Origin of the sequence: Hylemonella gracilis ATCC 19624, assembly GCF_000211835.1 — a bacterium.
In the GTDB taxonomy this organism is placed as follows: Bacteria; Pseudomonadota; Gammaproteobacteria; order Burkholderiales; family Burkholderiaceae_C; genus Hylemonella; species Hylemonella gracilis.
Genome location: NZ_AEGR01000074.1, coordinates 1 through 22,490 on the forward strand (window position 1 = coordinate 1; position 22,490 = coordinate 22,490).

Here is a 22,490-nt window from a genome sequence, read left to right on the forward strand (position 1 = left end):
TGCCGGTCAGCGGATTCTGGCGCGGGGCCAAAATCGCCGGAAGCAAAACCGTTCCGGCCTGAAAAGAAGCATAAGCGTTCCGAAGCGGAACAGTTATGGTTCCAGCGACAGACACTTATGCAGCAGGCCCTATATTCGTTGGTGGAGAGGATGAGGATCGAACTCACGACCTCCGCATTGCGAACGCGGCGCTCTCCCAGCTGAGCTACCCCCCCACGAGCGGAGCGAATTCTAGCAAAACCCAGCGGCCTTCAGCGCGGCGGTGCCGCGCCCTCGCCACTCAATTCACTTTCTTTCACTGACTTCGACTCGGTGTCTTCTCACCTCTTCAGCTCAGCAGGTCATGCAAGGTGCGGGCGATGACCTGGGTGGCGCGTTTCAAGTCGGCGAGCACGATGTGTTCGTCGGCGCGCTTGGCGTTGCTCTCGCGCACCGTGCGGGGGCCGGCGCCGTAGATCACGCCGGGGATGCCACGTTCGACGTACAGGCGCACATCGGTGTAGAGCGGGGTGCCCAGGGCCGGGATGGGTTCACCAAAAATTTCCTCGCCATGCTTCTGCAGGGCTGCGACCAGGGGCTGGTTGCCAGGCAGGGGTTGCATGGCGCGGGCCAGCAGCATGCGCTTGACGTCCACGAGGATGCTCTTGCCGCCGCGCGGTGGGGCATAGCTTTGCGCGGCCCGGGCGATGGTGGCGCGCAGATCGGCTTCCACCTGCGCCGGGTCTTCCTCGGGGATCATGCGGCGGTCGAGCTTGAAGACGACCTTGCCGGGCACGACGTTGGTGTTGGTGCCGCCTTCGATCAGACCGATGTTCAGGTAAGGATGGCTGATGCCTTCAACCTTGGACTTGACTTGGAGGTAGTCGGCGTTGAGTTGGTAGAGCGCACCCAGGATGTGCGTGGCGCCTTGGAGCGCGTCGACGCCGCTGTCGGGGATGGCCGCGTGCGACATTTCGCCCTGCACCGTCACTTCCAGTTGCAGGCAGCCGTTGTGCGCGGTGACGACCTGGTAGCTGAAGCCCGCGGCCATCATCAGGTCGGGTTTCGTGTGGCCGTGGGCCAGCAGCCAGCCGGGGCCGAGTTCGCCGCCGAATTCCTCGTCGTAGGTGAAGTGCAGTTCCACCGTGCCGCGTGTCGGCTTGGCCACGGCTTCGAGCGCGCGCACCGCGTGCGTGAAGCTGGCGAAGTCGCTCTTGCTCACGGCGGCGGCGCGGCCGTAGAGCTTGCCATCGGCGACCTCTCCACCATACGGGTCATGCGTCCAGCCCTCGCCGGGAGGCACCACATCGCCGTGGGCGTTCAACGCGATGGTGGTGCCGCCGCTGCCATAGCGCCGCCGCACGATGAGGTTGGTGATGGATTGCAAACCTGCGGCATGCACCTCGGCCTGCGGCACAGGAAAGGCCTCCACCTCCCAGCCCCAGGCACGCAGCAGTTCGGCCGTGCGTTCGGCGTGCGGGGCGTTGTTGCCAGGCGGTGTGTCCGTGGGCACGCGCACCAGTTGTTGCAGAAAGGCGGTTTCTTCGTCGAAATGCTGCTCGACCCAGCGGTCGAGGGCCTGGTAGGTGGTGTTCATGGAATGACCTTGGTGCTGCGCGTCGTGGCGCGCTTGCGGGGTATGGCCCGACGCGTTACTCATGCGAGCTGCGTCAGGAGGTGCTGGAAGGCGCGCACCGCGAGGTCCATGTCCTCGGCGGTGCTGGATTCCAGCGGGTTGTGGCTGATGCCATTGTTTTCGCCGCGCACGAACAACATGGCCTGAGGCAGGATGTCGTGCAGCTTCATCGCGTCATGGCCCGCGCCGCTGGGCAGGCGCAGCACCGGCAGGCCCTGCGCGGCCACGGCGGCTTCCCAGCGCGCTTGCCATTCGGGGCTGCTGGGCGCGGCGCTGGCGCGCATGGTTTCTTCCAGCGTGTAGCGCAGGCCGCGCCGTTCGCAGATGGACCGCAGGCCCTCTTGCACATCGGCCAGCAGCGCGTCGCGCTGCGCGTTTGTGGGCGCACGCAGATCCAGGCTGAAGCGGCAACGGCCGGGCACGACGTTGATGGATCCGCCGGGCACGTCGAGCTTGCCCACGGTGCCCACTGTGTCCGGGTGGCGCTGCGCCGCGGCTTGCTCCACGTGCAGGATGAGTTCGGCCACGGCGGCGGCGGCGTCAGCCCGCATGGGCATGGGCGTGGTGCCTGCATGGCTCGCCAGGCCGATGACCTCGCCCAGCAGACGCACGCTGCCGTTGATGGAGGTGACCACGCCCAGGGGGCGTTGTTGCTGATTCAGCACCGGCCCTTGTTCGATGTGCACTTCCACGAAGCCGAGATACCGCGCCGGGTCACGCCGCAAGGCATTGATGGCCGTCATGGTTCCGGGCAGTCCTGCGGCTTGCATGGCCGCTCGCATGGTGATGCCCGCGGCGTCTTGCTGGTCCAGCCATGCAGGGTCGAAGCTGCCGGTGAGCGCGCTGGACGCCAGGAAAGTGGCCTTGTAGCGTTGGCCTTCTTCCTCGGCGAAGGCCACGATTTCCAGGGCGTGGGGCAGGCGCTTTTTCTGGGCATGCAGTTGTTGCACGCAGGCCAGGGGCACGTGAATGCCCAGGCGCCCGTCGTACTTGCCGCCGTTGTGCACGGTGTCGTAGTGGCTGCCGGTGAGCAGCGTCTTGGCATCCGGCCCGGAAACTGGACTGCCGGCTTTCCAGCCTTCGCCTTCGTAACGCCCCACCACATTGCCCACGGCGTCGATGGTCACGCTGTCGCAACCGGCCTCGCGCATGGTTTGGGCGATCTGCGCGGCGCAGGCGCGGTGCGCCTCGCTGAGGTAGGTGACGGTCAGCTCGCCACGCGCCAGGTAGTCGGGCTCGCTGTGCACGGCCAGGGTTTCCTGCCAGTCCCAGACACGCTGGCCGAGCGCCGGATGGAAGGGGGACGAGGTGCCGAATTTGTCTTGCAGGCGCAGCTCGGCGATGCGGTGGATCTGCCGGATGCTTTCGGCGCGCTCGGCGTCGGGGTGGCCGTGCAGGCGCCGTTCGAAGGTGGCGATGATCTGCTGACGCGTCAGCCCCGTGCCGCGCGGGCCGCGCACGGCCAGGATGAAGGGCCAGCCAAAGCGGGCTTTGTAGTCGGCATTCAGCTTGTGCAGCGTGGCGAATTCCTCGGGCGTGCAGTGGGTCAGGCCCGCGGTGCTCTGCTCGTGGTTGGACTCGGCGGTCAGTGTGCGGGCGATGGCCGCTTTGCTGGCGAGCTCGGGGTGGGCGCGGATCAGCGCCACTTCGGCGGCACCCTGCGTGGCTTGGCCTTCGGCCTCGAGCACGCGGATGCAGGCCTGCTGCAGTGCTGCCAGCGTGGCGAACGGTCTTTGGGCGAGCGCCCGTTCGACGATCCAGGGCGTGTGTTCGTACAGGCCGTCGAGCAGGGCGCAGGCCTGGGGCAGGGGCAGTGTGTTGAGTTGTTCGAGGGTCAGGGCCATGGCGAGCCTAGAGTTGCAGCCGATTCAGGTGGGGCAGGGGTAAGTCTGGCGCCAGTGTCGCGCAATGTCGATGCGTCGCGTGATCCACACCTTCTCTTTGCCCTGGATGTAGTCGAGGAAGCGCTGCAGCGCCGTGATGCGCCCCGGGCGGCCCAACAGGCGGCAATGCATGCCGATGCTCATCATCTTGGGGCGGTCCAGGCCTTGCGGATCGCCTTCGGCGTAGAGCGCGTCGAAGCTGTCCTTCATGTACTGGAAAAAGGGGTCGGCGTGCGAATAGCCCTGGGGCAGGGAAAAGCGCATGTCGTTGACGTCCAGCGTGTAGGGCACGATCAACTGGTGGGCGTCCGTGCCGTCGGTCTTGCGCACCTTCATCCAGAAGGGCAGGTCGTCGCCGTAGTAATCGCTGTCGTATTCAAAGCCGCCATGGTCCGCAACGAGACGGTGCGTATTGGGGCTGTCGCGGCCGGTGTACCAACCCAGGGCATGGAGAGGCCCGTTCGACGGTTGGTGGGTACCGAGCAGCTGGCGCATGATGGCCATGGCCTCGATCATGTGCGCGCGTTCGATGCTTTCGTCCAGGTTTTGGTAGTGGATCCACTTGAGGCCGTGGCAGGCGATCTCATGGCCCAGTTCGGCAAAGGCCGCGCAGACCTCGGGTGAGCGCTGCAGGGCCGTCGCGACGCCGAAGACGGTGAGTGGCAGTCGGCGCTGCTCAAACTCGCGCAGGATGCGCCACACGCCCTGGCGCGAGCCGTACTCGTAGATGCCGTCCATGCTCATGTGCCGCGCCGGGAAGGCCGCGGGGTTGAACATCTCGGAGAGAAAGGTTTCGGAAGCCGGATCGCCATGCAGCACATGGTTCTCGCCGCCTTCTTCGTAGTTCAGCACGAATTGCACGGCGATGCGCGCTCCGCCGGGCCAACGCGCGTGCGGCGGGTTGCGGCCGTAGCCAGCGAGGTCGCGGGGGTAGGCGGCGGTGCTGTCGTAGGTCATGGGGTGGTGTGGTTGTGTGAGTTGCCGGTGATGCCTTGCTTCAAGCCAGGGCCTGGGCGATGTCGTGGCTGGGCGGGCGGCGGGTGAAGGTGAGGTTGGCCATGACGTGGCTCAGGTGCTCGTCCATCAGTTGAACGGCGAGTTCTTCGTCCTTGGCGGCCAGGGCTTTGACGATTTCCAGGTGCTCGTCGTTCGAATGTTCGGCCGCGCTGCGGGTCTGGTAGACCAGGGTGATGAGCGCGCAGCGCGAGATGAGTTCACCCAGCATGTCGGCCAGCACCTGGTTGCCCGTGAGTTCGGCCATGCGCACGTGGAAGTCGCCAAGCAGTTCGTTGCGGCTGGGCACGTCGTTGGCGGAGACGGCTTTTTTCTCTTCCGCCACGTGGGCGCGCAGCACCTTGAGCTTCGCCGGGGTGATGTCACGGACCAGAGTGCGCACCATTTCGAGTTCCAGCATGCGGCGCACGGCGAAGACCTGCTGGGCTTCTTCGACCGAGGGGCTGGCGACGAAGGCACCCCGTGCCGGTTCCAGACGGATCAGGCGGTGCTGGGACAGCTGGAACAGGGCCTGGCGGATCAGGGTGCGGGAGACGCCGAAATGGTCCGCCAGCTTCTGCTCGGCCAGTTTGGCGCCCGGGTGCAGGCGGTGCTCGACGATGGCGCGGGTCAGCGATTCGACGATGTGATGGGTGCTGCTGGAGGTTTCCATGGCGCGAGGGTCGAGACAGCGAGGCAAATTGTATACACTTTGATGAACCGGCTCGGTTCTTGCTGCGGTTCATGGAGCAAGAACTGTGCGCAAAAACGGAAAGGACAGGTATGGGCCTCAGTACCCATGTGCTCGACACCATGCACGGCACCCCCGCGGGGGGCATGGCGGTGGCACTTTTTCGCTTCCAGCAGGCTTCGGGAGCGGGCGAGCAGGCTGAACTCGTCAAGCGATTCACCCTGGACGCCAATGGACGCAATCCGGACGGCCTGCTCTACGGCCACGACGAATTGCGTGCCGGGCGTTATCGCTTGAGCTTCGATGTTCGCGCCTATTTCTTGGCGCGAGGTGTTGCGTTGCCAGAGCCTGCCTTCCTCGATGTGGTGCACATTGATTTTGGCGTGGCCGATCCCAGCCAGCATTACCACGTGCCCTTGCTCGTCAGTCCCTGGAGCTACTCGACTTACCGGGGCAGCTGAACCGGGGAGCGCAAAGGGCAAACGGATAATAAAACGCGCAAAAACGCATAAGAAAACGGATCGTCATGGACGCTTACCTGCTCGATTGGGCCAACCTCCTGCTGCGCTGGCTGCACGTCATCGTTGCCATCGCCTGGATCGGTTCCTCTTTTTATTTCGTCTTCCTGGACAGCAGCCTCACGCCGCCCGCCGATGAGAAGCTGCGCCGCGAGGGGGCGACGGGCGAGCTGTGGGCTGTGCATGGCGGCGGCTTCTACCACCCGGTCAAGTACGCGGTGTCTCCGCCAGTCCTCCCGCCGCACCTGCATTGGTTCTATTGGGAGAGCTATGCCACCTGGCTCAGTGGTTTCGCGCTCTTCCTGGTGTCCTACCTTTGGAGTCCCAGTGTTTACTTGATTGATCCTCGGGTGTTCGATTGGCAGGGGCACTCCTCCCAATGGGTGGCCGTCGCGGCGGCGCTGTCCTTTCTGGTGGTGTTCTGGCTGCTTTACGACGGGATTTGCCGTGTCGTGGCGCGTTTCCATGGCATCGGCGGCAAGGGCGATGCCATCGTGGGTGCCTTGGTGGCGGTGCTGGTGGCCTGTGCGGCCTGGCTGGCCTGCCAGCTTTTCGCGGGGCGCGCGGCCTTCCTGCTCATTGGCGCGATGATCGCGACCACCATGAGCGCCAACGTGGCGCACTGGATCATTCCTGGCCAGCGCAAGGTGGTGGCCGCGCTGAAGGCCGGTCTGCCGGTCGATCCGATCCACGGCCAGCGCGGCAAGCAGCGCAGCGTGCACAACACCTATTTCACGCTGCCGGTGCTGTTCGCAATGCTCAGCAACCATTACAGCTTCACCTACACGCACGGATGGAACTGGCTGTTCCTGATCGCCATCATGGCGGCGGGCGCGGCCATCCGTCAGTTCTTCGTGCTGCGCCATGGCTACAAGCTGGGCCGCAACCCCCATCCCTGGCCCTATGCGCTGGCGGGCGTGTTGGTGTTGCTGGCGCTCATCGTTTGGCTACGCCCCGCCCCCGCGGCTTCGTCCTCCACGTCGGCGGTGACCGCAGCCGTGCCCACGCTGGCGGAGGTTCAGACGGTGCTGGCCCAGCGCTGTGTGATGTGCCATGGTGAAGCTTTGCAGTCCAAAGGCCTGCGTTTCGACCGCATGGAGGACGTGCGCCAGCACGCGGCCCTGATTCACCAGCAAGCCGTGGTGACGCGGCAGATGCCGCTGAACAACGCGACCGGCATGACCGATGAGGAGCGGGCCTTGCTGGCGCGCTGGTTCCAGGCCGGGGCGCAGGCCCGCTGAGTTGTCGATCCGGATGCGGTTTGCGCCACCCGGGCGGCGGGGACGACCGTAGCAGCGCTCCGGGACGGATCAAGCCTGGCTCAGACCGCGACCGGGCTGGCGGGCGCGGGCTGCCCCAGTCGTGACGCCGAGACGTACAGCTTGCGAAATTCTTCGAAAGGCAGGGTGTCGGCGGCTTCGATGGAAGCCTGCTCGCTCATGGAAGCCTGGGTCATGGCCTCGTAGCGGGTTTGCTGCGCCGCATCCCAGGGACGCGCCAGCAGATCGGCGCGGGTGGCATGCGAGCGGGTGCGCACGAAGTCAAGAAAGGAGCCGTCGTGTTCCTCTTGGATGGCGCGCAGCACACGGGCCGAGGGCAGCAAGGCCGGATCGTGCACCGCGCGACGGGCCGCCTGGAGCGCGGCGCTGTACTCCGTGCAGCTGTGAGCGGCATCGAGCTGTGCGGCCAGGGGCGCACAGGCGTCGAGCAGTTCCACCGCCCAATCGTGCAAGGACGTGGCTTGTCGACCGTTGCGCCAAAGTTGCAGGCCTGGCTCACGGCCGCGTGCCGCCGTCAGATGTTGATTGCGGCCGATTTCGGCGATTTCCTGGGGCGTGTCGGGCGGGCTCGCGCTGCTCAGGCAGTGCAGCAAGAACACATCCAGGAAGCGCAACGTGTTCGCGTTGATGCCGATCGGCTCGAAGGGATCGAGGTCGAGGAGGCGCACCTCGACATACTCCACGCCGCGCTCGCGCAGCGCGTGCAAGGGGCGTTCACCCTGGAAGATGGTGCGTTTGGGACGAATGGTGCCGTAGAACTCGTTCTCGATCTGAAGCAGGCTGGTGGCCAGCTGGATGTAGTCGCCACCGGGGTTGAGCACGCCCAGGGCCTCGTAGGCTGGCCAAGGCCGGGTCAATGCGTCGTGCAGCGACGCGGCATAGCTTTCCAGGCTGTTGTAGCTGACGGCCAGTGAGGCCTGGGCCTCGCTCTGGTAACCCAGTTTGCCCATGCGCAAGGAAGTGCCATGGGGCATGTGCAGCGTGCCCTCGCCGTGCGGCCGCGGGGTGCCGTCACCGGCATGCGCTGGGGAGTCCTTGCGCAGGGGCTGCAGCTCGTGCGATCGGCCTTGAACGAAGTTGCTGTGCAAGGCGGGCGAGGCGCCGAAGAGGTAAAGCAGCAGGAAGGCGTGGCGGCGGAAGTTGCGGATCAGTCCGAAATAGTCTTCGTTGCCGGCACCGGGCAGGGACCAGTTGTAGTGGATGCCGCTGATGGTCTGCATGCGTCGGCCATAACGGTGGCCCAATCCCATGCGGTAGACGCTCTTGGCGCGGCCAATGTTGGACGAGCCATAACGACCCAGCGGAATGGTCTCGTCGGTGGGCAGGACGCAAGGCATGCTGCTGACCCACAGCATCTCGTCGCCGCAGGCCGAGCGCAGGGTGCGGTAGGTGTACTGATGGATTTCCGACAGTTCCGCCAAGCAGGCGTCCACGTCCGCGTGCACGCCGGTAATGAGTTCCACTTGCGACTCTGAGTAGTCGGTGGTGATGCGAGGGTGCGTGAGCGCCGAGCCCAGCATCGCGGGATGCGGCGTGAGCGCGAGCGAGCCACCGGGCAGGGCGCGCAGGCTCTCTTTTTCAATGCCACGGCGCATGCCGCGCAGGCGTTCAGGGCTCAGACCCAGGAGGCGCCCGGCATGCGAGTCAGGGGAAATGGTGGTGGAGGACACGAGGAACGACTGCGGGGGTTGTGTTGTTGGTTCTTATTGGGGGCATGCATCGTGCGTGAGGGCGCAAGTTAACACAGAGGACATACACCTTGCTGGCGCCGGGCCGATCCATCGTGGCCCTCCATGCCCCCTTGCATTTCAGGCATGGCTTATGCATGCAAGGCGCGCCGTACATCGGGAGTGAACAGGCCATGGCGCCACAAGGCATGAGGGGTAATCCAGGAGACGCACCGCCCGTGGCGATGGCGCTGCCCGTGGTGCTGGATCTGGAAGCCTCGGGGTTTGGCCGCCATGGGTATCCCATCGAGGTGGGGTTTGCCATGGGAGACGGGCGTCTGTTCTGTTCCCTCATCCGCCCTGAGCCGGATTGGACCCACTGGGACCCGATGGCCGAACGCCTGCACCGCATTCCACGCCGCTTGCTGATGCAACACGGACGCAGTCCATGGGAAGTGGGGCGGCTGCTCAACAGCGCCTTGCAGGGGCGCACGGTGTATTCGGATGGTTGGGCGCATGACTATCCCTGGCTTGCCCTGCTCTTCGACGTGGCGGGCCTGCGGCCGCATTTCAAGCTGGACAACTTGCGCGCCCTGCTGCGCGAGGACGAGGCCGATCGCTGGCATGACGTCAAACAGCAGGTGGCGCGCGAGCGGGGTGGGCAGCGGCATCGTGCCAGCGCGGATGCGCGTCTGTTGCAACTCAGCCTGGCCCGGGTGCGTGAGGGGAGGCGTTGACCCTAGGCCTTCGCCTCGCGGGGACGACCTGTTCCGCGGCGATAATTCCCGGACCACGCACCCCTATGCGATTGCCTGTTTATGTCGTCAAGGCGGACCCTGCCCAAACTCATCGAAGATCTGCGCGCCTACCAGGCTGATCTGGAGGCACGCAACACCGCGCTGGAGTACAGCCGCCTCGCTGCCGAGGGGGCGTCCGAGCGTTTCGAGTCGCTCTTTTCCAATGTGCCACTGGCGCTCATGGTGGTCGACGAGGACGGCATGATCGAGCAGAGCAACACCATGGCGCTCAAGCTCTTTCGCCCCTTGGAGGCCGATCCGCCGTTGACCTACTTGCAGCCCCTGGTGACCTCCAATCACGTCAAGCGGGTGCAGCAGGCCCTGGACGCCGCGCGCTTGCACGGTCAGAGCGGTGCGACCGAGGTGGTCTTTCTCAGCGGCCTGCAGTCCCGATTCACGGGTGACTTGCACATCGCGCGCATCCGTTACAGCAGCGACACCGACATGTCGCACTTCGTTTGCGCCGTCATTGATCAGGGGCCTTTGTTGAACGAGCGCCGGGCGCTGCTGGAAGGCCGCCGTGCGCTGCAGGAGAGCGCGCAAGCCCTGCGCAAGCGCAATGAAGAGTTGTTGCTTTCGGAAAATCGCCTGGCGGCCGTGATCAATTCCTCGCTGGACGCCATCGTCTGCGTGGATGACGCGCAGTGCATCACCGTCTTCAATCCCGCCGCCTCCGCGCTGTTCCAATGCCCGCCCGAGCAAGCCTTGGGTGCGTCGCTCGCCCATTTCTTGCCGGATGCGATCGAGGCCATCGCGTCCACCTTGGTGTCCACCCAGGCCATTCTGGGCGAGGTCAACGGCCGCACCGCGGCAGGGCTGCCGTTGACGTTGGAAGTCAGTGTCTCGCGCGAGCGTCAGTCGGATGGCCAGGGCGACATCACGACCATCTTCGCGCGCGATCTCACCGCGCGTCGCCAGGTGGAGGCGCAGCGCAACGTGCTGGAAGTGCAACTGCGCGAGGCTCACAAGATGCAGGCCATCGGCACGATGGCCGGTGGCATCGCGCACGACTTCAACAACATCTTGTCCGCCATCCTGGGCAACGTGATGCTGGCGCGTCAAGATCTGCCGCCCGACGCGTCGGCGCAGGTCAGCCTCGCCGAGATCGAAAAAGCGGGCCGCCGTGGGCGCGACCTGGTGCGGCAGATCTTGACCTTCAGCCGCAACGAACCGCCCCGCAGGCGTCCCCTGCATTTGGCCGAGGTGGTGCAGGAATCCATGCGGCTGATGAAGGTCACCTTGCCGCCCGCCGTGGATTTGCAGCTCAACTTGCTGGAGACGCCCCCCGTGCTCGCCGACGCGACCCAGGTCGAGCAGGCGCTGATCAACCTCTGCACCAACGCCGTCCACGCCCTGGGCGGGGCTCCGGGCGTGGTCAACATCACGCTCACCTCGGTAACCCCCGACAAACGCGAGTGCCAGCGCCTGGGCTTGTCGGCGGGGCGTTATGTGATCCTGGCCGTGCGCGACACCGGCAGCGGCATGGACGCGGAAACGGTGCAACGCATCTTCGAACCCTTCTTCACCACCAAGCCAGTGGGACAGGGCACGGGCTTGGGTTTGGCTGTGGTGCACGGCGTGATGCGCTCCCACTTGGGGGCGGTGGACGTGAAGAGCCGCCTGGGCGAAGGCAGTGAATTCACCCTGTACTTCCCAGCGGCCAGCAGCCAGGCGACGGTCACGGCCGCCGAGCCCGCCCGCCTGCAGACCGTGATGGGTTTCGGCCAGCATGTGATGTACGTGGACGATGACCAGGCGCTGGCCTTCCTGGTCGATCGGGTGCTCAGCCGGCGTGGTTTCAAGATCAGTGTGTTCACGGACCCGCTCACCGCCTTGGCCGCCCTGCGGGAGCAGCCGCAGGCCTACGACTTGCTGATCACCGACTACAACATGCCGGGCTACAGCGGCGTGAGCCTGTTGCAGGAGGCGCGTCGCATCCGGCCCAAGCTGCCCATGGCGCTGACGTCCGGCTACGTGACGCCCGAGATCGAGGTGCAGGCCATGGCCGCCGGCGCTCGGGCCTTGATCCTCAAGCCCAATGACGTGTCCGAGCTCTGCGATACCGTGCAGCGGCTCATTCAAGGCGTGCAAGGTCAAGGGGCTGCTTCCGGTGGACAGCGGCACTGAGGTTCCCGAGGGCCTGAATGTCGTGCACGAAGACGAGGCCTTGGTCGTGCTGGACAAACCGGCGGGCCTGCTGTCGGCACCCGGCCGCGGCGCGGAAAAACAAGACTGTCTGGTCGCGCGCGCGCTGGCCCGCTGGCCGGAGGCGCTCATCGTGCACCGCCTGGATCAAGCCACATCGGGCCTGATGCTGCTGGCACGAGGTCCGGAAATGCAACGCGCGCTCAGCATCTGCTTCGCCGCGCGCGACGTGCACAAGCGCTACGAGGCCGTGGTCGATGGGTGTGTGCGTGGCTCTGCGGAACACGAGGATGAAGGTGAGATCGCTTTGCCGCTGATGGCTGACTGGCCGCGTCGCCCGCGGCAGAAGGTGGATGCACAAGGCAAGCCCAGCCTCACGCGTTGGAAAGTGTTGGCCCGCGACAGCGTTGGCCACCAGAGCGCCAGCAATGCGAGCCAAACGACGCGGCTTGCGCTGTTCCCTGTCACCGGGCGCTCCCATCAGTTGCGTGTGCACCTGCAGGCGATTGGGCATCCCATCCTGGGCGACGCCTTGTACGCCGACCCGGCCACCCTGGCGCGCAGCCCACGGCTTTTGCTGCATGCGTGCGAACTGTCCCTGCCGCATCCGCGCACGGGTGCGCTTACCATCTGGCGCAGTCGCGTGCCGTTCTGAGGCATGCGATGGGGGAACATTTGAACATTCCGCATTTGCATGCCATGTGGGCGCATGCTCCGGTTTAATCCGGCCGGTATGCTTGGTTCAATCTGGAAGGAATCTTCGTCGGGAGTCTGCCATGCACACAATGGATTTGATCGTCTTGACTGGTGCCACGCGTGGCTTGGGCCTCGCCATGGCTGGGCAACTCATCTCGCAATACGACCCGGGTCATCCCGGTCAGCGGCACCTGCATTTGCTGTGCATTTCCCGTGGTGTCAATGACAGCCTGGCCGACCAAGCCCAGCAGGTGCGCAAAACGGGTTTTACCCTCATGCAATGGCCGCTGGACTTGAGTCGCAGTGCGGAGGCTGGCAATGCACTGGGGCGTTGGCTGCGCGAGCAAGATGGCGAAAACTACGTCAGCGCCACCTTGATCAACAACGCTGGCGTGATTCCGGGCATTGCCCCCCTGGCAACGCTGACACCCGAGGAAATCTCGCAGGCCTTGCGTGTGAACCTGGAAGCGCCGATGGCGCTCAGCGCGGCCTTTCTCGGCGCCACCGAGCGCTGGGCCGAGGAGCACGGCACTCGACGCAAGATTCTCAACATCTCCTCGGGCTTGGGGCGCAGGCCCATGGCCTCTCAAGCGGTCTACTGCGCGGCCAAGGCCGGGATGGATCACTACACCCGTTGCCTGGCTCTAGAGGAAGCCCGCAAGCCGCATGGGGCCAAGGTCTGCGCGCTGGCCCCCGGCGTCGTCGACACCGACATGCAGGCGCAGATGCGTGGTGCCGATGCAGGCGCATTTCCCGACCGTGAACGCTTCAATCTGCTGCAGAGCACGGGCTTGCTCGACAGCCCAGCCGTCGCGGCGCGCAAGGTGCTCGCCTGGCTCGATCGACCAGACTTCGGTCAGGATGTGGTGGCCGATGTGCGTGATGATTAGGGATAGTCTCTAGTTCGGCACCGTCGGCGTGCGTGACAAAAAGTTGCAATCTGCGCTTGCTTTGCTGACAGAATGGGCCGAGATGACGCTTGCGTCCCAACGCAGGAAGAAGCCGCGCCATGTCACCCCAACGGTCCACCAGTTTTCATGCCATGCGCCTGGGGCTGGCCCTCGGCCTGCCGGTTTTGCTGTGGCTGGCTTATGTTTGGCTGGTGACGACGCAGGTTCAGCAGTTGGCCGAGACCGAGGCCAGGATGTCGGGCCAGGCGCGCACGCGAGCGGACGCCACCCGGCAGATTGACGCTGGCATCGAGACTCTGGCAAAGCTCACCATGGAGCGCATCACCGCGCCCATCCCCGTGGTTGCGGGCACGCCCGATCAGCCCACCGACCCCCTGACATCCTCCAGCGCATCTGCCCCGATCCAGCCGGACGATCGGCAGGTGCAAGCCAATCGCCGCATCGACGACGCCCTGCGTGCCCTCATGCAGAGCGGTGGCATGGGCAGCGCGCGACAGCTGGCGGGGCTGGAGGCTGAGAACACGCTGCTGTCTGCGCTACAGGCTCAGCGCGCGGCGCACGCCCTGTCGGTCGCTCAGGTTGAGCGTTTGGTGCAAGAACGCTTGCATCCAGAAGCCGCCTTGCTCTTCATCGGAGAGACCTTGCCTGCGCTCAAGGTGCTGCAGTCGTCCATCCAAGACCTCGGGGCGCAGCAGCGTCGCAACGTCGAACGCGAGGGCGCCGACGCGATTGGCAGTCGTCTTTTTTACCTGGGACTGGCTCTCGGCGTATTCACGTTGCTTTGGAGCGGTGTTCTGTTCTGGCGCTTGCGTCAGGCAGCCGGCAGCGGCCCGCATCGCGCTGAGTTTGACGACCGAGATCGGGAGCGAGAGGTCAGACAAGTGAGACAAGACATGCCTGCGACGACTCTGACTGATGTGGTCGGTGTGTCTGGTGTGTCCGCGTCCCGGGGCTCTGCGCATGCACCGGGGTCCTCTGGTTGGGCGACCCCGACCCCTGCGGACGTGGAGCATGAACAGCAGCTGCGGCAGGCGCTGAGGCTGGAACTGCGCCGCGAGGTCGAGCACGAGGTCAAGACGCGGTTCGCGCTGGATGACGCAAGGCGTCCCCCGACCTTGGCGTCATCGAACGGGTCGACGCATCGGTCGGCTGAAGCCGTGAACCAAGCCAAGGCTCTCGCCGATCGCATGCAGGACGCCGCCTCTCGCAGCAACGCCATCTTCACGCAGGTGGTGAGCGCGATGCATGGCATCAACGACGGCAGTCGGCAGATTGGCGATATCGTGAATGTGATCGACAGCATCGCCTTCCAGACCAACATCCTTGCCCTCAACGCCGCCGTCGAGGCCGCGCGGGCGGGTGAGCAGGGGCGCGGCTTTGCCGTGGTCGCCGCGGAGGTGCGCTCGCTCGCCGGGCGCAGCGCCGTGGCAGCCAAGGAGATCAAGCAGTTGATCGCGGCGTCGGCGGGGCAGGTGCAGCAGGGCCATCGCCTTGTGGAGGAAGCTGCGCGCGCAATGCAGGACATGGCCACCCAGGTTCAGGCCGTGGCACGGTCGCTGTCGTCCGATGGTCAGGCCCCAGTCTGAGTTTGCGCTACCCTTGTGGTGGCGGTCACCATTTGCGCAGCGCATGATGACCCGCGATCAGAAGGAGACTCGATATGACAACACACAACATTCCGACCAACTGGAGCTTGGACGCGCTGGCGCCCTCCTTGTTGCGCGGCATTCCAGAGGCCCTCGTGTTCTGCGATCTGGCGGGCACCATACGCGTTTGGAACGCGGGTGCCGAGCAGGTGTTTGGATGGAGCGCGCAGGAGGCCGTGGGCCAGAGCTTGGACCTCATCATCCCCGAGCGCATGCGCAAGGCGCACTGGGACGGTTTTGACCAAGCGATTGCACGGGGTGGCGTCAAGCCAGGCCGTGCGGCCATGATGACGCGCTCCCTGCACAAGACCAAGGAATCCATCTACGTGGAGATGAGCTTCTCCATGGTGAGCGATGCAGCTGGCGCCATGATCGGCTCGCTGGCCGTGGCGCGCGAGGCCACGGTCCGCTTCACCGAAGAAAAGGCCTTGCGCAAGCAGCTGGCTGAACTCACTGCGCAGAAGTAGTTTTCCAGGGCTGGGCCCCGCAACGCGCATTCAAAGTGGGCGCCCCGACCTGCGCGTGCGCGCTGGCCGGGGCGCGGCTTGCTCAGCTGCTCAACTGATTGTTCAGTGGCAGTTCGCGAATCCGCTTGCCCGTGGCCGCGAAGATCGCGTTGCACAGGGCCGGCGCGGCCAGGGCCGTGGCGGGCTCGCTGACGCCACCCCAGAAGCCGCCGGAGGGCATCACAATGGTCTGCACTGGCGGCATGTCTGCCAGGCGCAGCACGTGGTAGCGGTCCAGGTTCTGCTGTTGCACGGCGCCGTTCTGGAAGCTGATCTTGCCGTACAAGGCGGCCGACAGACCGAAGGCCAGCGAGCTTTCCACTTGCGCTTCGATCTGCTGTGGGTTCACGGCATGGCCGCAGTCGATGGCGACCACGAAGCGGTGGATCTTCAGACGGCCCTTGGTGCTGGCGTCCTGGCTCACGGACACTTCCGCGCAGGCTGCCAGATAACTGCCCATGCCCATGACTTGCGCCAATCCACGGTGCACGCCGGCTGGTGCGGGCTTGCCCCAGCCCACCTGTCTTGCCACGGCGTCCAGCACGGCCAGGCGGCGTGTATTGCCTGCCAGGAGCGCGCGGCGCAGGCTCAAGGGGTCTTGCGTGCTTGCGACCGCCATCTCGTCGATGAAGCTTTCGAGGTAGAAGGTGTTGGGATTGAGGTGCGCGCCACGCCACCAGCCGGTCGGGACGTGCAGATCGCGTTGCACATGGTCGATCAGCAACTGGTCAAAGCGGTAGCCGCACGCACTGTCATTGCGCGTCAGCAAAGCGCTGGCTTGGGCAGAAGTCACCGGCCCAGTCGTGCGTGGCAGCGGGGTGGTGCTCTGGGTCGTGTCGGCGCTGGAGGACGGCGCTGGCGTGGCCGAAACCGGCGCCGGAGCAGCAGCGGGTGCCACCGCTGTTTCCGGCTTGTCCGTCGCAGCGCTCACTGGCGCCTGATCGGGGGCCGGCGTTTCTGTTTTGCTGTCCTTCTTACCGCCAAACAGGAAGCTGAAGAAGCCGCCTCGCTTCGGCGGCTCGGCCGGCGGTTCCGGCGTCGGCGCCGCGGCGGGCGTGGGCGCAACAGCACTCGGCGTTGTGCTTGCCGCTGGCGCCACGGTGGCGGCCTCGGGGACTGCCGGTGGCTTGCTGTCTTTTGCGCCGTCTTTCAGATCGAAGACGGTCGGGTCCGGCAGGGCGGTCGTCTCGGGCAGCAGACCCATGTAGAACGCGCGCGGCTGGGCGTAAGCGTTCGGTGGGTCGTAGGGGTTGCGCGGCAGCGTGATGGGCGACCCTGCGATCCGCAGATGCAGTCCGCGCGGCGCTCCCTTGCGCGAGAGACTCGCGCTGAGCCGCGCCATGCTGGGCGGATGGATCGGGCCGTGCAACATGTCTTCCTCGCGCGACCACGCCAGCTTGATGACGGAGCCCGGCAGGTTGCGGGCGATTTGGACGGCTTGGACGATCACGTCGTGGTAAGCCCGGCGTCCAAAACTGCCGCCCGGCACCAGTCGGTGAAATTCGCATTTGTCGATGGGCAACTCAGCCACGGCGGCCACGGCGGCCAGCGCGGCTTCCGCGTCCTGGGTTGGGGCCCAGACGATGCAGCCCGTGCGGGTCCAGCGTGCGGTCGCGCTCATGGGCTCCATCGTGGCGTGGTGCTGGGCCGGGTAGCTGTAGACAGCGTCCACTCGGCGGTCAGAGTCGTGAATGTCTTTGACCACCGACGCCGGAGCACCACCATGATGATGACCCGTGCTCGTCGGCGTGTCCGACAGTGCCGCGCGCAGTCGAGCCTCGATATCGCTTTGCTGGACATTCGCATTGGGGCCATAGTCCCACTCGATGGACATCTGGTCCAGGGCACTTTGTGCGCGCCACCAGCTGTTGGCGACAACCGCCACGGCGTTGTTGCCAATGCGCAGCACGCGTTGCACGCCGGGGCGCTCCTGCGCCTCTTTGGGCTCGAGGCGCTTCACGCGGCCACCTGCGACGGGGCAGACCTTGATCGCGGCGTGGTAGATGTCCTTGAAGTTGAGGTCGGTGGCGTAGTCCTGCCCACCGTTCGTTTTGAGGAAGGTGTCCAGGCGCAACATGCGTTGGCCCAGGAGTTTCCAGTTCTTGGGATCCTTGAGTTGAATGCTTTCTGGCTTGGGCGCGGGCAGCAGGCTGGCCGCATAAGCCACGCGGCCAAACACGGTCTTGCGGTTGCTGGGCGTGTGGGTGATGACGCCACGGTGCACCGCGCATTCCTCGATCGGCACCCCCCAGGCCCGGGCCGCTGCCTGCACGAGCAACGCGCGTGCCACGGCGCCGCCACGGCGCAGGTAGTCCTGCGAGTCCCGAATGCTGCGGCTGCCCACCGTGGTGAAGCTCCCCCAGGGACGGTTGCGCGCCAGGCTTTCGCTGGGCGTGGGGTATTCGACGTTGACCCGGACCCAGTCGCACTCGAGCTCTTCGGCCACCAGTTGGGCAAGGCCGGTGAGCGTGCCCTGTCCAGACTCTGCGCGCACGATGCGGATCAGCACCGTGTCATCGGGGCGGATGTAGACCCAGGCACTGATTTCTCCCTGCTCCGTGACTGCTTGAGCGTCGTTGGCGTGGAGGCCCAAGCCCGTGCCGACCGTGACGCTGATCGCGAGACCTCCGCCGGCCGTTCCCACGCCGATCATGAAATCGCGGCGGGACAAACCTGTGTCTGTCATGGCGAGGTCTTTGCTGGACTCCCGGCTCATTGGGCGGTTCCTTTCGACGCTGCGTTGTCCTGGGGCAGCGGCGCACGGCGGGTGCGCACCTGAGAGGCGACTCGAATGGCCAAGCGCACGCGGTTGTAGCTACCGCAACGGCAGATGTTGGTGATGGCCGCGTCGATGTCGGCGTCGCTCGGATTGGGATTGCGCCGCAGCAGTGCGGCGGCGGCCATGATCATGCCGCTTTGGCAGAAGCCGCATTGGGGGACGTCCAGCATCTGCCAGGCGCGTTGGACATGGTGGGTGCCGTTGCGGGACAAGCCTTCAATGGTGGTGATTTTCTGTTCCGGCGCGATGGAGGCAATCGGAATGACGCAACTGCGCACCGGTGCATCGTCGACGTGCACAGTGCATGCGCCGCACTGGGCAATGCCGCAACCGTACTTCGTACCCGTGAGTCCGAGCTGCTCGCGCAGCACCCACAACAGCGGGGTGTCGGGCTCGGGGGTGTTTTCGGGTTCGAACACTTCCTCCTTGCCGTTGAGGAAGAGCTTGAATTTGGGGGCCTGTTCTTCAGCAGAAGCGTCAGCGGGTCGGTTGACGTTGTCCGTGGTACTCATCGTTCGAAGTGTAGAGGCAATCGTTCAGGGATTGGATCGCCGGATTTTTTGACGTGGCTCAAGCTTGAGCAAAAGCGCTCATGGGCGACGCATGCAAGGTAGGCACAATGTCTGTGCGATCCCTTCATTTTCGCCATCTTGTCGTCTGCCAGGAGTTTTTCATGTTCAAGCACATTCTGATTCCGGTCGATGGTTCCCCCACCGCGCAGAAAGCCGTGGAAAAAGCGGCGGGCTTGGCCCAGACTTTCGGGAGCCGGGCCTCGGTGGTCTACGTGATTGACCCTTACCCCTTCACGGGACTGGGCAGCGATTTTGCCTACGGTCAGGCCGAGTACCTGAGCGCCGCGGAAGCGGAGGCCAAGGAGGCGATCGCCGCTGCCCAGGTGGTGCTGGATGCGGCGGGTGTCCAGGGTGTGCAGACCCAGGTAGCGCGCTCCCACGCCATCTGGAGGGGCATCATCGAGGTGGCCCAGGCTCAGGGGGCAGATTTGATCGTCATGGGCTCGCATGGGCGACGCGGCTTGGAAAAGCTGATGCTGGGCAGTGTGGCCCAGCGCGTGCTGACCCATTCCCCCTTGCCCGTGCTGATCGTGCGCGATTGACCCGCGGCGTTCAGAAAAGGCTGGCCTGCCCAGCCGCCAGACCTGGACGGAACTGGCTGAAGTCTGGGGCATACCTCGGAGATGGGGGCCGGTGTGAATCGGCCGTCGGAATCGCCTCGCACACCGTTGGCGCCAGAAACAAGGGGGCTTCCTGAGGGATTTGCACCTCAGATGGGCTCGGTTTGGAGGAGGGGTTCGACGAGCGTGCTGCGCGCACAGACCGTGAACCTGCGATCAAGCCATGACGCGCGCAGGCCTTTTGAAAGCGCTGGGCGATCAGCTCAGCCCAGGTACCACTGCCGGTCATGCGCGTGCCAAAGTGGGCGTCGTAATGTCGGCCGCCACGCATCTCGCTCAACCTGCCCATGACGCGCTCGGCGCGTTCTGGGTAATGCGTTTGCAGCCATTGTTGAAAGATATCGTTCAACTCCCAAGGCAGACGCAGCACGCTGTAGAAGGCGCTGCGAGCACCGGCCTGGGCTGCGGCCTCGAGCACGTGCTCCATGTCTTCGTTGATGAAGGGTATTTGCGGCGCCACACTGACGCCCACCGGCACGCCCGCAGCCGCCAGCGTGCGGATGGTTCGCAGGCGTCTCTGGGGGCTGGCGGCGCGCGGTTCCAGCTTGCGGGTCAGCGCCGCATCCAGCGTGGTGATGGTGATGTGCACGGCCGCCAAACCAGCCTGCGCCAGCGGTGCCAGCAGATCGAGGTCGCGCTCAACGTTGCTGGATTTGGTGATCAGCGCGAAAGGGTGTCGTGCCTCCCCCAACACTTCAATGAGCGCGCGGGTGAGTCTGAGTTCGCGCTCGACCGGCTGATAGCAATCGGTCGCCGAGCCGATGACGATCAGGCTGGGTTTGTAGGAGGGCGAGGAGATTTCCTCGCGCAGACGCTCCGCCAAGCCGCGCTTGGCGATGATGATGCGCTCGAAATCCAGTCCGGGGGAAAGGTTCAGATAGCTGTGCGTGGGGCGCGCGTAGCAGTAGCTGCAGCCATGTTCACACCCTCGATATGGGTTGATCGACTGCGCAAAAGGTAGGTCGGGGGAGTCGTTGCGTGCTAGGGCGCTACGGGCATCTTCCCAGCGGATTTCGGTTGGGGGTGCCACGGGCTCTGGCGCTCCGGGGGATGCTTCGGCAGTCAGCAACTCGGGAGAAGCGGCTCTCCGATTGGGGCTTTGGGGGCTCTCGTCGGGTGCGCTGGACCAGCCATCGTCAAACGCCGTGCGCGACACCTTCTCGAAGCGATGGGCGTTGCGGTTCGCGACGCCCCGGCCTTTGATGGAGCGAAGAGGAATTTGAAACTCATCCATAACTGTATTTTTATACAGTTATGGGTGGAGTGCAAGCGGTCCGAAGACTTACTTCAGCGCCTTGAATCGCACGCGTTTTGGCGCCGCGCCTTCCTCGCCCAGACGTTTCTTCTTGTCGGCTTCGTATTCCTGGTAGTTGCCATCGAAGAAGACCCATTGGCTGTCACCTTCGGCTGCCAGGATGTGGGTGCAGATGCGGTCGAGGAACCAGCGGTCGTGGCTGATGACCATGACGGAGCCGGCGAACTCCAGCAAGGCGTCTTCCAGCGCGCGCAGGGTTTCCACGTCGAGGTCGTTCGACGGCTCGTCCAGCAGCAGCACGTTGGCGCCTTGCATGAGGGTCTTGGCCAGGTGCAGTCGGCCGCGCTCACCGCCCGACAGGGTGCCAACCCGCTTCTGCTGGTCACCGCCGTTGAAGTTGAAGCGGCCGCAATAAGCTCGGCTGGGCATTTGGAACTTGCCCACGGTGATGATGTCCAGACCGCCAGAAATATCCTCCCAGACCGTCTTTTCGTTCGCCAAGTCATCGCGGTTCTGGTCCACGAAAGACAGTTTGACGGTCTTGCCGATCTTGACGGAGCCGTTGTCGGGTTGTTCGCGTCCCGCGATCATCTTGAACAACGTCGATTTGCCGGCGCCGTTGGGGCCGATGATGCCCACGATGGCTCCCGCCGGGATCTTGAAGCTCAGGTTGTCGATCAGCAGGCGATCACCGAAGGACTTGGAGACACCTTCGAACTCAATGACCTCGGTGCCCAGGCGCTCGGCCACGGGAATGAAGATTTCCTGTGTTTCGTTGCGTTGTTGGTATTCGTGGTCGCTCAGCTCCTCGAAACGCGCAAGGCGAGCCTTGCTCTTGGCCTGGCGCCCCTTTGGGTTCTGACGCGCCCATTCCAATTCCTTCTTCATGGCCTTGGTGCGAGCGTCCTCGGTGCGCTGTTCCTGTTCCAGACGCGCTTCCTTCTGCTCCAGCCACGTGCTGTAGTTGCCCTTGTAGGGAATGCCGCGGCCGCGGTCCAGTTCAAGAATCCACTCCGCGGCGTTATCCAGGAAGTAGCGGTCGTGGGTGATGGCCACCACGGTGCCAGAGAAGCGCGAGAGGAATTGCTCCAGCCAGTCCACCGACTCGGCGTCCAAGTGGTTGGTCGGCTCGTCCAGCAGCAGCATGTCTGGCTTGGACAGCAGCAGGCGGCACAAGGCCACGCGGCGCTTTTCGCCGCCAGAGAGTTTGCCGATCACGGCATCCCAGGGGGGCAGGCGCAAGGCGTCGGCAGCGATTTCGAGCTGGTGATCGCCCGCGTCGCCGGCGGTTGCGATGATGGCTTCCAGTTTGGCCTGCTCGGCTGCGAGAGCATCGAAGTCGGCGTTCTCATCAGCGTAGGCGGCATAGACTTCCTCGAGGCGAGCCTGGGCAGCCTTCGTCTCCCCCATGCCACTTTCAACCGCCTGACGGACCGTCTCTTCCGGATTCAGTTGGGGCTCCTGCGGCAGGTAACCGATCTTCAAGCCAGCCATGGGTATGGCTTCGCCCTCGAACTCCTTATCCACGCCCGCCATGATCTTGAGCAGCGTTGACTTGCCCGAGCCATTCAAGCCGAGCACGCCAATCTTGGCCCCAGGAAAAAAGGACAGGGAAATGTCCTTGAGGATCTGACGCTTCGGCGGCACGATTTTGCCGAGGCGGTTCATGGAGAAAACGTATTGGGCCATGGTGTTGTTCTAACGAGAGAAAGAGCAAAACCGCATTATCAGGGGAGCCGCTGGTGATGCTTCTTCATGACACGCACGACCAGAGTGCGGAGATGGTCGACTCTATGGCTGGCATGACATGCTGGTGAAGCTATCAAGAAGAATTTCTGACGGCGGGCTTGATTGGGACGGAAATTTGATGCTATAGTTGCGGTCTTCGCTGCTGACGGCGGTCTTCTTCGGGAAGG

The 22,490-nt window shown here is 64.7% G+C and carries 18 protein-coding genes and 1 tRNA gene; 9 read left to right on the top strand and 10 right to left on the bottom strand.

The genetic code is table 11. From position 1 onward, the window contains the following. Positions 1 to 139: 139 nt before the first annotated feature. The 5 genes from HGR_RS11720 to HGR_RS11740 form a co-directional block, all read right to left on the bottom strand. A tRNA-Ala gene (locus HGR_RS11720) sits at positions 140 to 215 on the bottom strand. A 113-nt stretch (positions 216 to 328) separates the two neighbouring features. Next, positions 329 to 1,576, bottom strand: a complete 1,248-nt coding sequence (locus tag HGR_RS11725) for a M20/M25/M40 family metallo-hydrolase (RefSeq protein ID WP_006298466.1) — start codon at positions 1,574 to 1,576, stop codon at positions 329 to 331. 59 nt (positions 1,577 to 1,635) lie between these two features. Beyond that, positions 1,636 to 3,459 carry a 2-oxo-4-hydroxy-4-carboxy-5-ureidoimidazoline decarboxylase gene (gene uraD, locus HGR_RS11730; RefSeq protein ID WP_006298467.1) on the bottom strand — a complete coding sequence of 608 codons (1,824 nt, stop codon included), beginning with the start codon at positions 3,457 to 3,459 and terminating at the stop codon, positions 1,636 to 1,638. 24 nt (positions 3,460 to 3,483) lie between these two features. Next, positions 3,484 to 4,455, bottom strand: a complete 972-nt coding sequence (puuE, locus tag HGR_RS11735; protein ID WP_006298468.1) for an allantoinase PuuE — start codon at positions 4,453 to 4,455, stop codon at positions 3,484 to 3,486. Positions 4,456 to 4,495: 40 nt separating this feature from the next. Then, complete coding sequence (locus tag HGR_RS11740) at positions 4,496 to 5,164, bottom strand: GntR family transcriptional regulator (RefSeq protein WP_006298470.1); 669 nt, start codon at positions 5,162 to 5,164, stop codon at positions 4,496 to 4,498. Positions 5,165 to 5,274: 110 nt separating this feature from the next. Between HGR_RS11740 and uraH the strand changes: the two genes are divergently transcribed. Further along, positions 5,275 to 5,643 (top strand): hydroxyisourate hydrolase, encoded by a 369-nt coding sequence (uraH, locus tag HGR_RS11745; protein WP_006298471.1) that lies wholly within the window; start codon positions 5,275 to 5,277, stop codon positions 5,641 to 5,643. Between the two features lie 65 nt (positions 5,644 to 5,708). Next, entirely contained in the window at positions 5,709 to 6,941 is a 1,233-nt protein-coding gene (locus HGR_RS11750) for a urate hydroxylase PuuD (protein ID WP_006298472.1), read from the top strand. 80 nt (positions 6,942 to 7,021) lie between these two features. Here HGR_RS11750 and gshA read toward each other — a convergent pair whose 3' ends face one another. Continuing rightward, a complete protein-coding gene (gshA, locus tag HGR_RS11755) occupies positions 7,022 to 8,650 on the bottom strand; it encodes a glutamate--cysteine ligase (protein WP_006298473.1) in 1,629 nt (542 codons plus the stop codon). A 155-nt stretch (positions 8,651 to 8,805) separates the two neighbouring features. On the opposite strand from gshA, the gene HGR_RS11760 reads away from it, so the two are divergent. The 6 genes from HGR_RS11760 (at position 8,806) to HGR_RS11785 (ending at position 15,309) form a co-directional block, all read left to right on the top strand. Further along, entirely contained in the window at positions 8,806 to 9,384 is a 579-nt protein-coding gene (locus HGR_RS11760) for a 3'-5' exonuclease (protein ID WP_237701409.1), read from the top strand. 81 nt (positions 9,385 to 9,465) lie between these two features. Further along, the gene (locus tag HGR_RS11765; RefSeq protein WP_006298475.1) at positions 9,466 to 11,571 is read left to right on the top strand and encodes a PAS domain-containing hybrid sensor histidine kinase/response regulator; all 2,106 of its coding nucleotides are present in this window, start codon (positions 9,466 to 9,468) and stop codon (positions 11,569 to 11,571) included. Next, on the top strand, positions 11,555 to 12,244 hold the full coding sequence (locus HGR_RS11770; RefSeq protein ID WP_006298476.1) for an RluA family pseudouridine synthase: 690 nt from the start codon (positions 11,555 to 11,557) through the stop codon (positions 12,242 to 12,244). The genes HGR_RS11765 and HGR_RS11770 overlap by 17 nt, the downstream gene beginning before the upstream one ends. Positions 12,245 to 12,365: 121 nt before the next feature. Then, complete coding sequence (locus HGR_RS11775) at positions 12,366 to 13,175, top strand: SDR family NAD(P)-dependent oxidoreductase (RefSeq protein ID WP_006298477.1); 810 nt, start codon at positions 12,366 to 12,368, stop codon at positions 13,173 to 13,175. A gap of 119 nt (positions 13,176 to 13,294) precedes the next feature. Further along, positions 13,295 to 14,782 (top strand): methyl-accepting chemotaxis protein, encoded by a 1,488-nt coding sequence (locus HGR_RS18045; RefSeq protein ID WP_006298478.1) that lies wholly within the window; start codon positions 13,295 to 13,297, stop codon positions 14,780 to 14,782. A 74-nt stretch (positions 14,783 to 14,856) separates the two neighbouring features. Beyond that, a complete protein-coding gene (locus HGR_RS11785) occupies positions 14,857 to 15,309 on the top strand; it encodes a PAS domain-containing protein (protein ID WP_006298479.1) in 453 nt (150 codons plus the stop codon). A gap of 82 nt (positions 15,310 to 15,391) precedes the next feature. On the opposite strand, the gene HGR_RS16865 is transcribed toward HGR_RS11785, so the two are convergent. Both HGR_RS16865 and HGR_RS11795 read right to left on the bottom strand, forming a co-directional pair. Beyond that, complete coding sequence (locus HGR_RS16865; RefSeq protein WP_169312698.1) at positions 15,392 to 18,034, bottom strand: xanthine dehydrogenase family protein molybdopterin-binding subunit; 2,643 nt, start codon at positions 18,032 to 18,034, stop codon at positions 15,392 to 15,394. Between the two features lie 26 nt (positions 18,035 to 18,060). After that, on the bottom strand, positions 18,061 to 18,639 hold the full coding sequence (locus tag HGR_RS11795) for a (2Fe-2S)-binding protein (RefSeq protein ID WP_006298481.1): 579 nt from the start codon (positions 18,637 to 18,639) through the stop codon (positions 18,061 to 18,063). A 161-nt stretch (positions 18,640 to 18,800) separates the two neighbouring features. On the opposite strand from HGR_RS11795, the gene HGR_RS11800 reads away from it, so the two are divergent. Next, positions 18,801 to 19,241: a universal stress protein gene (locus HGR_RS11800; protein WP_006298482.1), complete on the top strand. Its 441-nt coding sequence runs from the start codon at positions 18,801 to 18,803 to the stop codon at positions 19,239 to 19,241. Between the two features lie 10 nt (positions 19,242 to 19,251). On the opposite strand, the gene HGR_RS11805 is transcribed toward HGR_RS11800, so the two are convergent. Together HGR_RS11805 and ettA are read right to left on the bottom strand one after the other, a co-directional pair. After that, positions 19,252 to 20,553, bottom strand: coding sequence for a PA0069 family radical SAM protein (locus HGR_RS11805; protein ID WP_006298483.1), 1,302 nt, complete (start codon positions 20,551 to 20,553; stop codon positions 19,252 to 19,254). A gap of 48 nt (positions 20,554 to 20,601) precedes the next feature. Continuing rightward, entirely contained in the window at positions 20,602 to 22,263 is a 1,662-nt protein-coding gene (gene ettA, locus HGR_RS11810; protein WP_006298484.1) for an energy-dependent translational throttle protein EttA, read from the bottom strand. Positions 22,264 to 22,490 lie beyond the last annotated feature (227 nt).

What these genes read in the sequence shown, in the direction of transcription:
- HGR_RS11760 (WP_237701409.1), top strand. Translation starts at nt 8,806, where the DNA reads ATGCAAGGCGCGCCGTACATCGGGAGTGAACAGGCCATGGCGCCACAA.
- HGR_RS11765 (WP_006298475.1), top strand. Translation starts at nt 9,466, where the DNA reads ATGTCGTCAAGGCGGACCCTGCCCAAACTCATCGAAGATCTGCGCGCC.
- HGR_RS11725 (WP_006298466.1), bottom strand. Translation starts at nt 1,576, where the DNA reads ATGAACACCACCTACCAGGCCCTCGACCGCTGGGTCGAGCAGCATTTC.
- HGR_RS16865 (WP_169312698.1), bottom strand. Translation starts at nt 18,034, where the DNA reads ATGACAGACACAGGTTTGTCCCGCCGCGATTTCATGATCGGCGTGGGA.
- HGR_RS11775 (WP_006298477.1), top strand. Translation starts at nt 12,366, where the DNA reads ATGCACACAATGGATTTGATCGTCTTGACTGGTGCCACGCGTGGCTTG.
- HGR_RS11800 (WP_006298482.1), top strand. Translation starts at nt 18,801, where the DNA reads ATGTTCAAGCACATTCTGATTCCGGTCGATGGTTCCCCCACCGCGCAG.
- uraD (WP_006298467.1), bottom strand. Translation starts at nt 3,459, where the DNA reads ATGGCCCTGACCCTCGAACAACTCAACACACTGCCCCTGCCCCAGGCC.
- ettA (WP_006298484.1), bottom strand. Translation starts at nt 22,263, where the DNA reads ATGGCCCAATACGTTTTCTCCATGAACCGCCTCGGCAAAATCGTGCCG.
- HGR_RS18045 (WP_006298478.1), top strand. Translation starts at nt 13,295, where the DNA reads ATGTCACCCCAACGGTCCACCAGTTTTCATGCCATGCGCCTGGGGCTG.
- puuE (WP_006298468.1), bottom strand. Translation starts at nt 4,455, where the DNA reads ATGACCTACGACAGCACCGCCGCCTACCCCCGCGACCTCGCTGGCTAC.
- HGR_RS11750 (WP_006298472.1), top strand. Translation starts at nt 5,709, where the DNA reads ATGGACGCTTACCTGCTCGATTGGGCCAACCTCCTGCTGCGCTGGCTG.
- uraH (WP_006298471.1), top strand. Translation starts at nt 5,275, where the DNA reads ATGGGCCTCAGTACCCATGTGCTCGACACCATGCACGGCACCCCCGCG.
- HGR_RS11740 (WP_006298470.1), bottom strand. Translation starts at nt 5,164, where the DNA reads ATGGAAACCTCCAGCAGCACCCATCACATCGTCGAATCGCTGACCCGC.
- HGR_RS11795 (WP_006298481.1), bottom strand. Translation starts at nt 18,639, where the DNA reads ATGAGTACCACGGACAACGTCAACCGACCCGCTGACGCTTCTGCTGAA.
- HGR_RS11785 (WP_006298479.1), top strand. Translation starts at nt 14,857, where the DNA reads ATGACAACACACAACATTCCGACCAACTGGAGCTTGGACGCGCTGGCG.
- HGR_RS11805 (WP_006298483.1), bottom strand. Translation starts at nt 20,553, where the DNA reads ATGGATGAGTTTCAAATTCCTCTTCGCTCCATCAAAGGCCGGGGCGTC.